At 41.1% G+C, this 14,230-nt stretch carries 12 protein-coding genes and 2 tRNA genes; 8 read left to right on the top strand and 6 right to left on the bottom strand.

Going from position 1 to position 14,230, the window contains the following annotated elements; genetic code table 11:
- Positions 1-123: 123 nt before the first annotated feature.
- Complete coding sequence (locus RR876_RS02110; protein ID WP_183176273.1) at positions 124-1,029, top strand: WYL domain-containing protein; 906 nt, start codon at positions 124-126, stop codon at positions 1,027-1,029.
- 137 nt (positions 1,030-1,166) lie between these two features.
- Here RR876_RS02110 and RR876_RS02105 read toward each other — a convergent pair.
- Together RR876_RS02105 and RR876_RS02100 are read right to left on the bottom strand one after the other, a co-directional pair.
- Positions 1,167-1,252 (bottom strand) — tRNA-Leu (locus tag RR876_RS02105).
- A 10-nt stretch (positions 1,253-1,262) separates the two neighbouring features.
- Positions 1,263-1,336, bottom strand: a tRNA-Cys gene (locus RR876_RS02100).
- Positions 1,337-1,488: 152 nt separating this feature from the next.
- Between RR876_RS02100 and folD the strand changes: the two genes are divergently transcribed.
- Both folD and RR876_RS02090 read left to right on the top strand, forming a co-directional pair.
- On the top strand, positions 1,489-2,337 hold the full coding sequence (gene folD / locus RR876_RS02095; RefSeq protein ID WP_332477480.1) for a bifunctional methylenetetrahydrofolate dehydrogenase/methenyltetrahydrofolate cyclohydrolase FolD: 849 nt from the start codon (positions 1,489-1,491) through the stop codon (positions 2,335-2,337).
- Positions 2,338-2,602: 265 nt separating this feature from the next.
- A complete protein-coding gene (locus RR876_RS02090) occupies positions 2,603-3,289 on the top strand; it encodes a 50S ribosomal protein L11 methyltransferase (protein WP_332477481.1) in 687 nt (228 codons plus the stop codon).
- Positions 3,290-3,314: 25 nt separating this feature from the next.
- On the opposite strand, the gene RR876_RS02085 is transcribed toward RR876_RS02090, so the two are convergent.
- Together RR876_RS02085 and RR876_RS02080 are read right to left on the bottom strand one after the other, a co-directional pair.
- Positions 3,315-3,743: a hypothetical protein gene (locus tag RR876_RS02085; protein WP_114837914.1), complete on the bottom strand. Its 429-nt coding sequence runs from the start codon at positions 3,741-3,743 to the stop codon at positions 3,315-3,317.
- A gap of 171 nt (positions 3,744-3,914) precedes the next feature.
- Complete coding sequence (locus RR876_RS02080) at positions 3,915-5,234, bottom strand: MFS transporter (protein WP_332477482.1); 1,320 nt, start codon at positions 5,232-5,234, stop codon at positions 3,915-3,917.
- Positions 5,235-5,771: 537 nt separating this feature from the next.
- On the opposite strand from RR876_RS02080, the gene glpD reads away from it, so the two are divergent.
- Complete coding sequence (glpD, locus tag RR876_RS02075; protein ID WP_332477483.1) at positions 5,772-7,289, top strand: glycerol-3-phosphate dehydrogenase; 1,518 nt, start codon at positions 5,772-5,774, stop codon at positions 7,287-7,289.
- A gap of 71 nt (positions 7,290-7,360) precedes the next feature.
- Here glpD and RR876_RS02070 read toward each other — a convergent pair whose 3' ends face one another.
- Positions 7,361-7,729 carry a hypothetical protein gene (locus RR876_RS02070; protein ID WP_332477484.1) on the bottom strand — a complete coding sequence of 123 codons (369 nt, stop codon included), beginning with the start codon at positions 7,727-7,729 and terminating at the stop codon, positions 7,361-7,363.
- A gap of 104 nt (positions 7,730-7,833) precedes the next feature.
- Positions 7,834-9,666: a phosphoenolpyruvate carboxykinase (GTP) gene (locus RR876_RS02065; RefSeq protein ID WP_332477485.1), complete on the bottom strand. Its 1,833-nt coding sequence runs from the start codon at positions 9,664-9,666 to the stop codon at positions 7,834-7,836.
- A 415-nt stretch (positions 9,667-10,081) separates the two neighbouring features.
- On the opposite strand from RR876_RS02065, the gene RR876_RS02060 reads away from it, so the two are divergent.
- The 4 genes from RR876_RS02060 (at position 10,082) to groL (ending at position 13,965) form a co-directional block, all read left to right on the top strand.
- Positions 10,082-11,005 carry a diacylglycerol kinase family protein gene (locus RR876_RS02060; RefSeq protein WP_332477486.1) on the top strand — a complete coding sequence of 308 codons (924 nt, stop codon included), beginning with the start codon at positions 10,082-10,084 and terminating at the stop codon, positions 11,003-11,005.
- The gene (locus RR876_RS02055; RefSeq protein WP_332477487.1) at positions 11,002-11,778 is read left to right on the top strand and encodes a metallophosphoesterase; all 777 of its coding nucleotides are present in this window, start codon (positions 11,002-11,004) and stop codon (positions 11,776-11,778) included. Before RR876_RS02060 ends, RR876_RS02055 begins: the two co-directional genes overlap by 4 nt.
- 194 nt (positions 11,779-11,972) lie before the next feature.
- On the top strand, positions 11,973-12,263 hold the full coding sequence (locus RR876_RS02050) for a co-chaperone GroES (RefSeq protein WP_010326285.1): 291 nt from the start codon (positions 11,973-11,975) through the stop codon (positions 12,261-12,263).
- A 67-nt stretch (positions 12,264-12,330) separates the two neighbouring features.
- The gene (groL, locus tag RR876_RS02045; RefSeq protein WP_332477488.1) at positions 12,331-13,965 is read left to right on the top strand and encodes a chaperonin GroEL; all 1,635 of its coding nucleotides are present in this window, start codon (positions 12,331-12,333) and stop codon (positions 13,963-13,965) included.
- Positions 13,966-14,230 lie beyond the last annotated feature (265 nt).

Here is a 14,230-nt window from a genome sequence, read left to right as displayed (position 1 = left end):
ACATAGCTTGAAAGCTGATCATTTGTCTTTTACTTAATATTATTCAAATATTTATCTTGAATATAATGCTTAGGCATTTAACTATAAATAAAGACACAACATTGATTGTGCAGCGAGGGCAATATGAAGCGTAAAGCTTCAACACATGAACGCCTTGCGGAGCGTTTAGCAAATATTTTGACTAAATTAAATACTGGATATCAATTGGGGGTTGCTGAACTAGCACACGAATTTCAGGTGAGTACGCGAACGATAGAGCGAGATTTTGATCGCCTTAATACGTATTTGCCTTTACTTCAAGATGAATATACCAAGAAGTACTTTTTAGATCCTGTTTATCTTGGGCGCTTTAAGCTACAAGACATTCAAAACTTTGCTCAGCTTTCTGGGATCAGTGAGCTCTATCCATCTCTAGATATGTCTTTTCTACGTGGTCTGCTTGATGAGCGAGCCAATCAAGTGTTCTCTGCCAAAGGTTATTATTATGAAAATGCACAGCAATTTGCTGAACATTTTCAGGTTTTTGCGGGCGCGATTCATAAGCGTCAAAAAATCAGTTTTATTTATAATGATCGTTTGCGCCATGTTGACCCGTATCGCTTAATTCATCATCAGGGAAGTTGGTATTTGGCCGCAGCTGTAGCTGATGAATTACGAGCTTATCGTTTAAGTAAAATAGATCAAGTGGTTGTACATGAGTCGGAGCTTTTCGAACACCATTTAGAGGTTTTGACCCAATTAGAGCTCAGTGAGGGGATTTGGTTTGCAAAGCATAAGCAAACAGTGAAAATATCGGTGCGACCTGAAGTTGCCTTATATTTTAAGCAACGTTTGTTATTGCCAGAGCAACAAATCGTACTAGAAGATGCATCGGGTGGTTTGTTAATTGATTGTCAGATTTGTCATGAAATGCAACTTTTACCTTTGGTGCGCTATTGGATTCCATACATTAAAATTATTGAGCCAGCTCACTTTCAAGAAAAATTAGAACAAGATCTGCAACATTATTTATTACCACCCTTATCGTGATAAACGAATGAGATATTATTTTTAAGAGAGTCAATGTGCTCTCTTTTTTGTGGATTGTATTATGACTTTTCTGTAGGCATAAAAAAACCAGCTTAACGCTGGGTTCTTTATATGCACCATACTTAGAAGTATAAGAATGGTGCCCGAGGCCAGACTCGAACTGGCACGCTTTGTGGGCGGGGGATTTTAAATCCCCTGTGTCTACCGATTTCACCACTCGGGCTTTAACAAGATGGAGGCGGAGGTCGGAATCGAACCGGCGTCCACGGAGTTGCAGTCCGCTGCATGACCACTCTGCCACCCCGCCGCGTCTTGTTGATGCGTATATTAGCAAGCTCTGAAAAAAAAACAATAGTGCTTTCATTCGTATGCGCATAAAAACAGCATATAGCGAAAAATATTTAAAATTATCATGTATTATGTGCAAAATTGATTCATATCAACACTTGGAGATGTGCCGTGGCATTAGTTTTAGATGGTCGTGCATTGGCAAAACAAATTGAAGCTGACTTGTTAACTCGCGTTGAAGCGCTCAAAGCAAAATCAGGTCGTACCCCAATTCTTGCGACAATTTTGGTGGGTGACGATGGTGCATCTGCAACTTATGTACGTATGAAAGGAAATGCCTGCCGCCGTGTTGGTATGGACTCACTTAAAGTTGAACTGCCAAAAGAAACCACCACTGAACAATTGTTGGCTGAAATTGAAAAACTGAATGCAAATCCAGATGTTCACGGTATTTTGCTTCAGCATCCAGTGCCTGAACAAATTGATGAGCGTGCATGTTTTGATGCAATTTCTCTTGCAAAAGATGTGGATGGCGTAACGTGTCTTGGTTTTGGTCGTATGGCTATGGGTGAGGCAGCATATGGTTCTGCGACACCTGCAGGCATTATGACTATTTTGCAAGAAAACAATATCGAAATTGCTGGAAAGCATGCCGTTGTTGTAGGGCGTTCTGCAATTTTAGGTAAACCAATGGCTGCGATGTTACTTCAAGCCAATGCAACCGTAACGATCTGCCACTCACGTACTCAAAACTTAGCTGATTTTGTGAAACAAGCCGATATTATTGTAGGTGCGGTTGGTAAGGCTGAATTGATTCAAAAAGATTGGATCAAACAAGGTGCAGTGGTTGTTGATGCTGGTTTCCATCCACGTGATGGCGGTGGTGTGGGTGATATTCAATTGGTTGATATTGAAGATGTGGCATCTGCGTACACACCAGTTCCAGGTGGCGTAGGTCCAATGACCATTACCACGTTGATTCGTCAAACAGTTGAAGCTGCTGAAAAAGCTTTAGCTTAATTATTTTAAGTGGTCTAATGCTGCCTTGAAGCCAGTATTAGATACACGAAAACGTCATTCGCTGTTGTTTGAGTTAAGACTTTATTGTTTATTGAATGTTTCTGCGACTTTTTAAATAGATGGTGGTGTTTAACGAGTTCAGCGAATGACCATGGTTTTGCCTACTTTTGCCAAAACAAAAGTAGGTCTAGCCGAAGGCTAATTCCTCAATCCAAATCTTAGCTGCAAGATCCTGCAGTAAAAGCATAAAAATACTCAATAACTTATGAGCTGTACTTTCCAATTTCCCAGAGCCCCAGATCATTTACTTCAAGCCCTGCATGAAGTGATTCCACACTGTGAATTGCTTGCGCAACAGCTTCCTGAAACATCTATTTCTCTTTGGCTCATCCCTCCCGTATTTCCAACCGATAAACTGGATGATGAAATCATTCGCCGTATTTGGAATGAAACGCCATATTGGATCTTTTGTTGGGCTTCAGGCCTAGCCATGGCGCAGTGGTTACTGGCGGAGCCTCATCATGTCAAAGATAAGGTAGTGTTGGATTTTGGCGCAGGTTCAGGTGTGGTGGCGATTGCAGCCAAAATGGCGGGCGCAAAACGCGTGATTTGTTGCGATATTGATGCAGTTAGTTTAGATGCTTGCCGTGCCAATGCAGAGCTGAATAGCGTAGAGCTAGAGTATTTAGATGATTTATATCAATCAGAATTGGTTGATGTTTTATTGGCTGCCGATGTTTTATATGATCAATGCAATCGTTTCTTTTTAGATGAATTTTTAAAGTTTGCACCTGAAGTTTGGGTGGCGGATAGTCGTGTTAAAAATTTTAGCCATCCGAAGTACATGAAGCTCGATGAGCGTAGTGCCACAACTTGGCCAGATCTAGATGAGTCACCAGAGTTTCGCAATGTGAGTTTTTATCGAACTTTGAATGTTCAAAAAGGGCGCTAAGCCCTTTTTTATATATCAGAAGGTCTTAAGAGCAGGTATAGCGTACAACATGTAGTGTGCTTGGTCGTGCTTCAAGTGACTCACGTGTTGCAAAGTTTTCACCTTGGTGTAAGTCTGGTGTATTACTTAAGCCAAAAGTGGCCCGGGTTTGACCAATTTGGCGGCCATATTCGGGAACATCTGCTGCGGTGTTTGGAATTTCATTAATACTTAAAATTGCCAATTTATAATTTTTTTGTGAACCTAAAACTTTTTGGCAAGCACGTTGTAATTTATTTTCATCGAGTTGCTGGTTCTTACGAGCAGCAAGCGTATAAGCAAGGGTAGCACTCGATTCGGATTGATGTTCAATTTGATAGCCAACATTGCCATTGTATTGGCGAGGCGTGCTTTGACATGCAGATACTGCTAAAACGATACAGCTTAAGCCTAAAAGTTTATACGTATTTTTCATATAAAAAGTTCCTAACATTATTCTTGTTCTTAGTATGCCATACACAGGTGTAATTCACGATATTTCAATCGATCAAGTTTCGGCAAAAAATTGATCAAACATAAAAAATGCCTTCATTTGAGAAGGCATTTTTTATGTCTAGTTTATTAGCTTACACGCTTACTTTAAGCATCAATGATCGGTAATCATGCTGTGCTTTTTGGTGTCTTTCATAAAGATGTAAGTCAGTAGAGATAAACCAATCATGAAGGTGATGTAGTAAAAGAAGTAGTTTTCATGTCCTGCGTTTTTAAAACTCAACGCCACAAGTTCTGCTGTACCACCAAAGATGGTATTGGCAATCGCATAAGGCAGAGCAACCCCTAGTGCACGAATATGCGCTGGAAAGAGCTCTGCTTTGACGACGGCATTAATTGCGGTATAACCCGTTACAATCACCATACCGCTCATACATAGCATAAATGCGGTTGTTGGGCTGCTGGTTGAACCTAGACCGTTGAAAATTGGAATCGTGAACAGTACACCCAATACACCAAAAGTGATCATAATTGGTTTACGCCCAATTTTGTCAGACAGTGCGCCCACCGCAGGTTGTAATAGCATGAAAACAAAGATTGCTGCTGTGGTGATCTCTGTTGCTGTAGTTTTCTCAAAACCTGAGGTGTTGACCAAGTATTTTTGTAAATACGTCGTAAAGGTGTTAAATGCCAGTGTTCCACCCGCAGTCAGCATAATCACAGTGAACGCTTGCTTTGGATATTTAGTAAATAAAGCAAGTGCACTTGATTTTGGGCCACCATTTTTAGCCTGTTCTTGTGCATCTTTTGAAGATTGGGTTTCAACCAAACCACGACGAATCCAGAACACCACAATGGCAAGTACAGCCCCAATGAAGAAGGGAATACGCCAGCCCCATTCAGATAACTGTGCTTCGCTCATGGTGCGTTGTAAAATGATCAACACACACAGTGCCAAGAGCTGACCAGAAATGAGGGTCACATACTGAAAACTAGAGAAGAAACCACGATGGTTTTTACCAGCCATTTCCGTTAAATAGGTTGCGCTTGAACCGTATTCTCCACCGACACTTAAACCTTGTAATAAACGGGCAAAAAGCAATAAGGCAGGTGCGAGCATACCCACACTGGCATAGGTGGGTGCACAGGCAATAATCAAAGATCCCACACACATTAAAGATACAGACAGAGTAAGACCTGATTTACGTCCTTTACGGTCTGCATAAATGCCCATGATCCACGCGCCAATAGGACGCATCAGGAAGCCCAGTGCAAAGACGGCTGCAGCTTGTAAGAGTTTTACCGTGTCATCCCCTTCAGGGAAAAACTGTGGCGCGAAATATAAGGTAAATGCGGCATAGACATACCAGTCATACCATTCAACTAAGTTGCCAGCTGAACCACCGAGAATCGATTTTAAGCGGGTCTTTTTATCGATGCTTACTGGAGCAGCTTGGGGAGATAGATCAGTCACAAAAATTTCCCAAAGAGAAGTTCGGAAAATACATCTTTTAACTTTTTAAGTAGAAAAAGTTAAAACAATATATTTTAAGATTAAACAAAAAATTCTGTTTCGTTATACGCCCCTTATTCTTGGACTTCATTCGACTTTAGTCTAAATGTTGGTATGATTTATATGCTGTTAAGTTTTTCTAATGAATATCTTTATTTTAATGGGAAATTATAATTTTACTTATCTAAAACAAAGTCTTGTAAATTTTTAATGTGTGAATAGTCAATTAAAATACAAGGGGTTATGACGCTTTTTCTTTTGTGAAGAATGTTGTTTTTTTAAAGAGAAAATTATTTTTTAGCTTGGAAATTGGTCGATTTTTCACTGAATAGTCAAAATAAAAAATTAAATTGTAAAAACAGATGCGGTGATTAATTTATTTAAAGCAACGAATTTTCTCTGGTTTGACTGGCTTTGGAATATGACAAGATTGGATTTTGATGTTAAGTTTAGTGGGAAGAACAAAAATAACACAATAACTCAACGAGAGAGGTGAATATGCAAGACACAGATGCCATTTATGATATTGCCGTTGTGGGCGCGGGCATCAATGGGGTGGGCATTGCAAATGATGCTGTAGGCCGTGGTTTAAGTGTTTTCGTCTGTGAAAAAGATGATTTAGCCAGTCATACGTCTTCAGCCAGTAGCAAGCTCATTCATGGTGGATTGCGTTATCTCGAACAGAAAGAATTTCGTTTGGTGCGTGAAGCGCTATTAGAGCGTGAAGTACTGTTAAAAAAAGCCCCACATTTGATTCATCCTATGCGTTTTATTATGCCGCATTTACCTTATTTGCGTCCGGCATGGCTGATTCGTTCAGGCTTGTTTATCTATGACTATTTGGCAAAACGAGAAACATTGGAGGGTTCGGAGCTTGTTCATTTTAATGTCGATAGCCCCTTAAAAGATACGATTAAACGTGGTTTTGAATATTCGGACTGTACTGTGGATGACGCTCGTTTGGTGGTGGTTAATGCAATCCAAGCGCATGAGCTAGGGGCTCAAATTCGGTCCCAAACGCGATGTGTTTCTGCGGTTCAGCAGGAGGGTGTGTGGTGTCTAACGTTAGAGCATCAAAAACAACATTACCAAATTAAAGCTCGAACTTTAGTTAATGCAACGGGTGCATGGGTCACAGATTTTATTCAACAGCAACTGTCCCAAACCCCAAAGGCAGGCATTCGATTGGTTCAGGGTAGTCATATCATTGTGAAGCGTTTATACCCTGAACAGCATGCGTTTATTTTACAAAATGACGATCAACGCATTGTGTTTGTGATTCCTTATTTAGATGAATACAGCCTGATTGGTACTACGGATGTAGAGTTTGAGGGGGATGCAAATCATGTCCATATTACCGAGCAGGAAACGGCTTATTTGATTGATGTGATTAATGACCATTTCAAGCTTCAATTACAGCAAGAAGATGTGATCTCAAACTTTGCAGGTGTAAGGGCGCTGTATGATGATGCAAGTGCACAAGCCTCTAAAGTGACACGTGATTATGTACTGGCAATGTCTAAACCTGTTGCGGGTGAAGCGCCATTGTTATCTGTTTATGGTGGAAAGTTAACGACTTATCGCAAGTTGGCAGAAGCGGCTTTGCTACAGCTGAAACGTTATTTTCCACACATGAAAGCGGAATGGACGGCTGAGGCAAAACTCCCAGGTGCAGAAGGTTTTAGTTCAGTCGAGGTTTTATGTGCGGAGTTGATGCATGAAATCAAAGGGCTAGAGTCTCAAACAGCGCATCGTTGGGCAAACAGTTATGGTAGTCGAGTGTGGCATATGCTCGGTGAGAACAAAGATGTACAAACTTTAGGGCAGTCTTTTGGCCATGGTTTGTATCAGCAAGAAGTGGATTATGTGGTGAAACGTGAGTGGGCTGTCAGCAGTGAAGATATTTTAAAACGACGGACTAAACTGTATTTAAAATTTGATGCACTAGAAACTCAAGCTTTAGACATCTACTTGCAGGATTTACACCTGCGTCGTATGCAAGAAGATGCTGCATAGTGTTAAGTATGTGTAATGGATACAGTTGATTTCGTTCTATTAAAAAAGCCGCTATCGCGGCTTTTTTAGATTTAAATTTCGATACCACCGAGCTGTTTACAGTCTACAGGTGTTTTCCATTTTACAGCCGTTCCCCAAATGACTGGGCGGACAATACGCCAAGGCCAAAAGCCAAATCGTTGGCTGGCATTATAGTTGATGACGACATTACCACCGACTTGATGTGCACGCTCAGCAAAACGCGGATAGAGTTCAACCACGCTGCCATAAGTGCCTTTAGCGACTTTGATGCGCTTTTTGATTTCAAATTGAGTTGAATCAGGTGTGCCTTTGATTGCGCAAACATGAAGTGCTGGCTGAGTTGTTGCTACTTCTGTTTGAGCCATGACTAAGCTTGATAGACCCAGTAGACCAATTGTGAGTGTGAGTTTTTTAAGCATGAATTACCCCTTGATAAGTTTTTGTTGAGTTATAAAGTTTTAAAATTATAAATAGATTAAAAAAAGACCGCTTACGCGGTCTTTTTTTTGGCTTAATTTAAAGATTAAGCAGATTGCTTAACAGCATCTAAAAGTTCGTTTTGGCGAGCTTTAAGAGCAGCTGGTAGGCGTTCACCAAGTTTGTCGAATAGTTCAGTATGGCTTTCAAGCTCTTTGATCCATTGATCTTTGTCTTGAGAAGTCACAAGGTCAAACTGTGCTTTAGTGAAGTCAGAACCTGTCCAGTTCAACTGTTCATAAGTTGGAACTAAACCAATTGGTGTTTCAACTGCATCAGCACGACCTTCACAACGGTCAATAATCCACTCAAGAACACGCATGTTTTGACCGAAACCAGGCCATACGAAGTTGCCTTCAGCATCACGACGGAACCAGTTCACGTTGTAGATACCTGGAAGTTTGTTGCCCGCAGCTTTAGCTTTCGCTGCAACTTCTTCACCAAGCTCTAACCAGTGAGAGAAGTAATCTGCCATGTTGTAACCCGCAAATGGAAGCATTGCGAATGGGTCACGACGAACGATACCTTGTTGGCCAACAGCAGCAGCAGTTGTTTCAGAGCCCATAGTTGCAGCTTTGTAAACACCATCTACCCAGTCAAATGCTTCTGAAATTAGAGGCACTGTGTCTGCACGGCGACCACCAAAGATGAACGCTGAAATTGGAACACCTGCTGGATTCTCCCAGTCAGCATCGATAGAAGGACATTGACCTGCTGAAACAGTGAAGCGCGCATTTGGATGCGCTGCTTTTTCACCAGCAACATGGGGTTGGCCTTTCCAGTTTGTTAGGTTGGCAGGTGCTTCTTTAGTAAGACCTTCCCACCATACTTCACCGTTGTCAGTTACCGCAACATTGGTATAAATCACATCTTTAGTCAATGTCGCCATGCAGTTCGGGTTGGTCTTGGTATTTGTACCAGGTGCTACACCGAAGAAACCTGCTTCTGGGTTGATTGCGTATAAGCGACCATCTTCACCTGGTTTGATCCAAGCAATATCGTCACCTACAGTTTCAATTTTCCAACCTTCGTAGCCTGCTGGCGGAATCAACATCGCGAAGTTTGTTTTACCACAAGCAGAAGGGAATGCAGCAGCGATGTAATGTTTTTCGCCTTGAGGATTAGTCACACCAAGGATCAACATGTGTTCAGCCAACCAGCCTTGTTGACGACCCATAGACGATGCAATACGTAAAGCTAAGCATTTTTTACCTAACAATGCGTTACCGCCGTAACCAGAACCGTAAGACCAGATTTCACGCGTTTCTGGGTAGTGCACGATGTATTTTTCAGGGTTGCAAGGCCATGCAACGTCTTTTTCGCCGATCGCAAGCGGCGCACCAACAGTATGTACGCAAGGAATAAATTCACCGTCTGTACCAAGAACGTCATAAACAGCTTTACCCATGCGAGCCATTTTAGACATGCTAACTGCTACATATGGAGAGTCAGTTAATTCGATACCAATGTGCGCAATATGAGAACCTAATGGGCCCATAGAGAACGGTACTACATATAAAGTACGACCTGCCATTGAACCGTCAAACAAACCATTTAGGCGAGCACGCATTTCAGCAGGCTCTTCCCAGTTGTTTGTTGCACCAGCATCTTCTTGTTTTTCAGAGCAGATGTAAGTACGACCTTCAACACGAGCAACGTCAGAAGGATCAGAATTAGCAAGATAAGAACCAGGATGCGTTTCTTGGTTAAGCGCTTGCATTGTGCCGTTAGCGATCATCAAGTTGATATAACGTTGATATTCTTCTTCGCTGCCGTCACACCATTCAATTTTCGCTGGTTTTGTTAACTTTGCAATTTCTTCCACCCACGCAATAAGCTTAGGGTGACGAACGAATTCTGGTGCGTTCACTTGGGTCATGGTGAGGCCTATCTCAAATATGTACACGTTTGTACAAAGTACAATCTCAGCAATAAAATTTACTGCGGAGATGAAAAGATGAAAAAAAAGTGGCTGTATTAAAGCATAATTTGATAAAAAAAATAAGACCAAAGGCGTATCTAAATTATGAACAGTTCGATGGGGTTTCTTCATTTTAACGTTTAAAAAACAATAGTTTGATTTAATTTTTGGCTTTTATTTTGTGTATTTATTATATTTATGAGGATTATTCATTTAAGATATTAGTATTAAAATCAAATGCTTGTATTTATTTTGTGATTGAGATTTATTATTGATTAAATAAATGGTAGTCATTTGAATTTTACATAACAAAACTGTTAAGTGTTGAATATTTGGACAAAAATAGAGCAATTACTTCAAATTTAGGTGCAAAATGTCAGAGCAACTCAAACCTTTATCACTTATTTATAATAAAAAATCAGGTTTTCATGCCGCAAATAAAGATGAGGTGTATGAACAGTTGGTAGCAGATCTGAGTACCGCGGGTTTTGAAATACAGTCATTTGAGTTAAGTGAGTGCATGAACTTTGATCAGATGATGCAAGAGATTTTATTACGCCATCGTCAAGCGGAAAATGTAGGGGTCGTGGTTGCTGCGGGTGGGGATGGCACTTTAAATGCTGTTGCATCTAAATTGATGGGAACGGATATTCCCATGGGGATTTTGCCTCTAGGCACATTTAACTATGTTGCACGAGTGTTGAATATTCCGCTGGATTTATTAGAAGCAGCCAAAGCCATTAGTGAAGGCCAGCCACGTTCTGTACATGTGGCACAGCTGAATCAACATATCTATCTGAACAATGCCAGTTTAGGACTTTATCCTTTATTTATTCAAAAAAGAGAACAGTTTAATAAGCATTTTGGACGTTTTCCACTGCATGCGTATACCTCAGCATTGGATGTTCTCATCCGCGACCGTAAAGAGTTAAAACTTGAAGTAGAAGTCGATGGGCAACGCTATCCAGTGAAAACGCCACTGATTTTCTTTGGAAACAATCAACTTCAACTGGCTGAAATGAAACTACGTATTGCTGAGGCGGCTGAAGCTGGGAAAGTGGCGGGGGTGGTGGTGGCAAAAAGTGATAAGCGGACTTTGTTCAAGACCTTATGGCAGCTGATTAAAGGCAATTTGGATCAGGCTTCCGATGTCTATAGTTTTGCAGCAGATGAAGTGATTGTTCATTCAAAGCATAACAAGCTCACAGTTGCTGTAGACGGTGAAATTGTCACGATGACACCACCGCTGAAAATTACAGTACGTAAGCATGCACTGAATATCATGGTTCCCGCATGATTTTACATTTGTCGGATTTACACTTTGGGACTGAACGCGAAGCCTGTTTACAGGCCATTCGTTGGTTATGCGAGGAACATCCTTTTGAAGCGGTGGTGGTCAGTGGGGATTTGACGCAGCGCGCGCGGTTTATTCAGTTTTATGCTTGTCGACAGTTTTTAGACAGTTTAAAGCTGCCATATTTGGTGGTGCCGGGTAATCATGATATTCCGCTGTACCATGTGTGGAATCGTTTTTTCAGCCCCTTTGCACGTTATCAACTGTTTTTTGGGGGGATGGAAAACACCTTAGAAACTGAACACTTTTATGTTGTTGGGGTGAATAGTATTCGTCGGCGTTACCATACGCGTGGGCATATTTCACTGAGCCAAATTCAAGAGATTGACCTGAAGTTGCAGCAAGCACCAGCGCACAAAATTAAACTGATTGCCGCGCATCAGCCTTTTTATACGCCACCAGACCATAGTCATGGTGTGAAAGACTGTCCAATGCTTGGTCGTATTGCGTTGGAGCAATGGAGCCAGCATGGTTTAAATGGACTCTTACATGGGCATTTACACGACGCTGCTGTTTATGATTTGAATCAGATTTATCAACTTGGGGTATCGCATCCGGTGCTGGATATTCATGCAGGAACGGCAACGTCTTATCGTTTACATGCGGGCTTGCCCAATAGCTTGAATATTATTTTGCCGAATGCTGATGTACAACATTTGAGCTTTAACTCTGCTACCAATCGCTTTGAGTTGATGCAGCAAAATACCTCAGATTGAATTGAGTATCTAAACTTTGATGAGGTTTGCTTAAAAAGAGCGCAAAAATATAAAAATATTTTGTGTTTGCCCTTGAAGCGTTTTATTCCATCCCCACAAAAGTGTCATATCAAAATTTTGTTGATGGCCTAGGAATAAGAAGCCATCTTCACATCGTAAACAACGACATTTTGAAAATGTCTATGGAGCAAGAAATGAGCAAAATTCGTCCTTTACATGACAACGTTGTGATTCGCCGTGTAGAAAAGGAAACTAAAACTGCAGGTGGTTTAATTTTAAGTACTTCTGCTGCTGAACAGCCAGCTCAAGGTGAAATCATTGCAGTAGGCAATGGCAAAATTACAGACAATGGCGTTCGTGCTTTAGACGTAAAAGTGGGCGACAATGTACTGTTTGGTGCATATGCAGGCACTAAAGTTAAAGTTGAAGGCGAAGAACTTCTTGTGATGAAAGAGTCTGATATTTTAGCGGTTCTTGAAGGTTAATTCAGAACATTCATTTGCTGTTTAAGCAATACAATTGATTAAAATTTAAGAATATTTGGAGTTAAACATGTCAGCTAAAGACGTAAAATTCGGTGATTCAGCTCGTTCTAAAATGATCGCTGGTGTAAACACACTTGCAGACGCGGTAAAAGTAACTTTAGGCCCTAAAGGTCGTAACGTTGTGATCGACCGTTCTTTCGGCGCACCGCACATCACTAAAGATGGTGTAACTGTTGCGAAAGAAATTTCTCTAAAAGACAAATTTGAGAACATGGGCGCTCAATTGGTTCGTGAAGTATCTTCTAAAACCAATGACATCGCTGGTGACGGTACAACAACAGCAACTGTACTTGCTCAAGCAATTTTAAATGAAGGGATCAAGTCTGTAACTGCGGGCATGAACCCAATGGACTTGAAACGTGGTATTGACCTTGCTGTTAAAGCATTAGTTGCTGAAATTAAAGCAACAGCAAAACCTGCTTCTGATACCAAAGCGATTGAACAAGTGGGTTCAATCTCTGCAAACTCTGACGAAACTGTAGGTAAACTCATTGCACAAGCAATGGAACGCGTAGGTAAAGAAGGCGTGATTACCGTTGAAGAAGGTTCAGGCTTTGAAGATGCTTTGGACGTTGTTGAAGGTATGCAGTTTGACCGTGGTTATATCAGCCCGTACTTTGCAAACAAACCAGAGACATTAACGGCTGAACTTGAGAACCCGTTCATTTTGCTTGTTGACAAAAAAATCAGCAATATCCGTGAATTGATTACTGTGTTAGAAGCAGTTGCTAAAACAGGTAAACCACTTTTAATCATTGCTGAAGATGTTGAAGGTGAGGCTTTAGCTACACTTGTTGTCAACAACATGCGCGGCATTATCAAAGTATGTGCGGTTAAAGCACCTGGTTTTGGTGACCGTCGTAAAGCAATGCTTCAAGATATCGCAATCTTGACTGGCGCGACTGTGATTTCTGAAGAAGTCGGCATGACTTTAGAGCAAGCCTCTCTTCAAGATTTGGGTACTGCGCACAAGATCACTGTATCTAAAGAAAACACTGTAATTGTTGATGGTGCGGGTGATGCAGCTCAAATTGCTGAACGTGTTACTCAAATCCGTGCGCAAATTGAAGAATCGTCTTCTGAATACGATAAAGAAAAACTTCAAGAACGTGTTGCTAAATTGGCAGGCGGTGTAGCTGTGATCAAAATTGGTGCTGCAACTGAAGTTGAAATGAAAGAGAAGAAAGACCGTGTTGACGATGCACTTCATGCAACGCGTGCTGCAGTTGAAGAAGGTGTGGTTGCTGGTGGTGGTGTTGCACTGGTACGTGCTGCAGCTGCGCTTGATGGCGTAAATGGTGCGAATGACGATCAAAATGTAGGTATTAACATTTTACGTCGTGCAATTGAAGCACCACTTCGTCAAATCGTTGCCAATGCGGGTGATGAGCCTTCAGTTGTGATCAACGCAGTGAAAAATGGCGAAGGTAACTTTGGTTATAACGCTGCTACTTCTGAGTATGGCGATATGCTAGAAATGGGTATTCTTGACCCTGCGAAAGTAACGCGTTCTGCACTTGAGCATGCTGCATCTGTAGCAGGTTTAATGTTGACAACTGAATGTATGATTACTGACGTTCCAGAAGACAAGCCCGCAATGCCTGATATGGGCGGCATGGGTGGTATGGGCGGAATGATGTAATTCTGCCCCTAATTAAATAAGTGTTTGTAATTTATTCATAGTTACTCACATATATTTGAAAAATAAAAAGGTCGCTCAATGAGCGGCCTTTTTTATTGTACTTTTTGATGTTTCTGACTGTGTTAAAAAACAAAAGATAAGACGGAGAAGAGTTAGTGCATTAGGTATGAATGGAGCATTTAAAAATTCATTATCCAGCTTCGCTATTTATTAAAGTAGTCTATGTTGAAGTTCTAAAAGTGAAGCTTCACTTTTTATAAAATAC

This window comes from Acinetobacter sp. (assembly GCF_036666595.1).
Classification (GTDB): domain Bacteria; phylum Pseudomonadota; class Gammaproteobacteria; order Pseudomonadales; family Moraxellaceae; genus Acinetobacter.
Note: the sequence above shows the minus strand (reverse complement) of the source record. Positions and strands in the feature narration are given on the sequence as shown.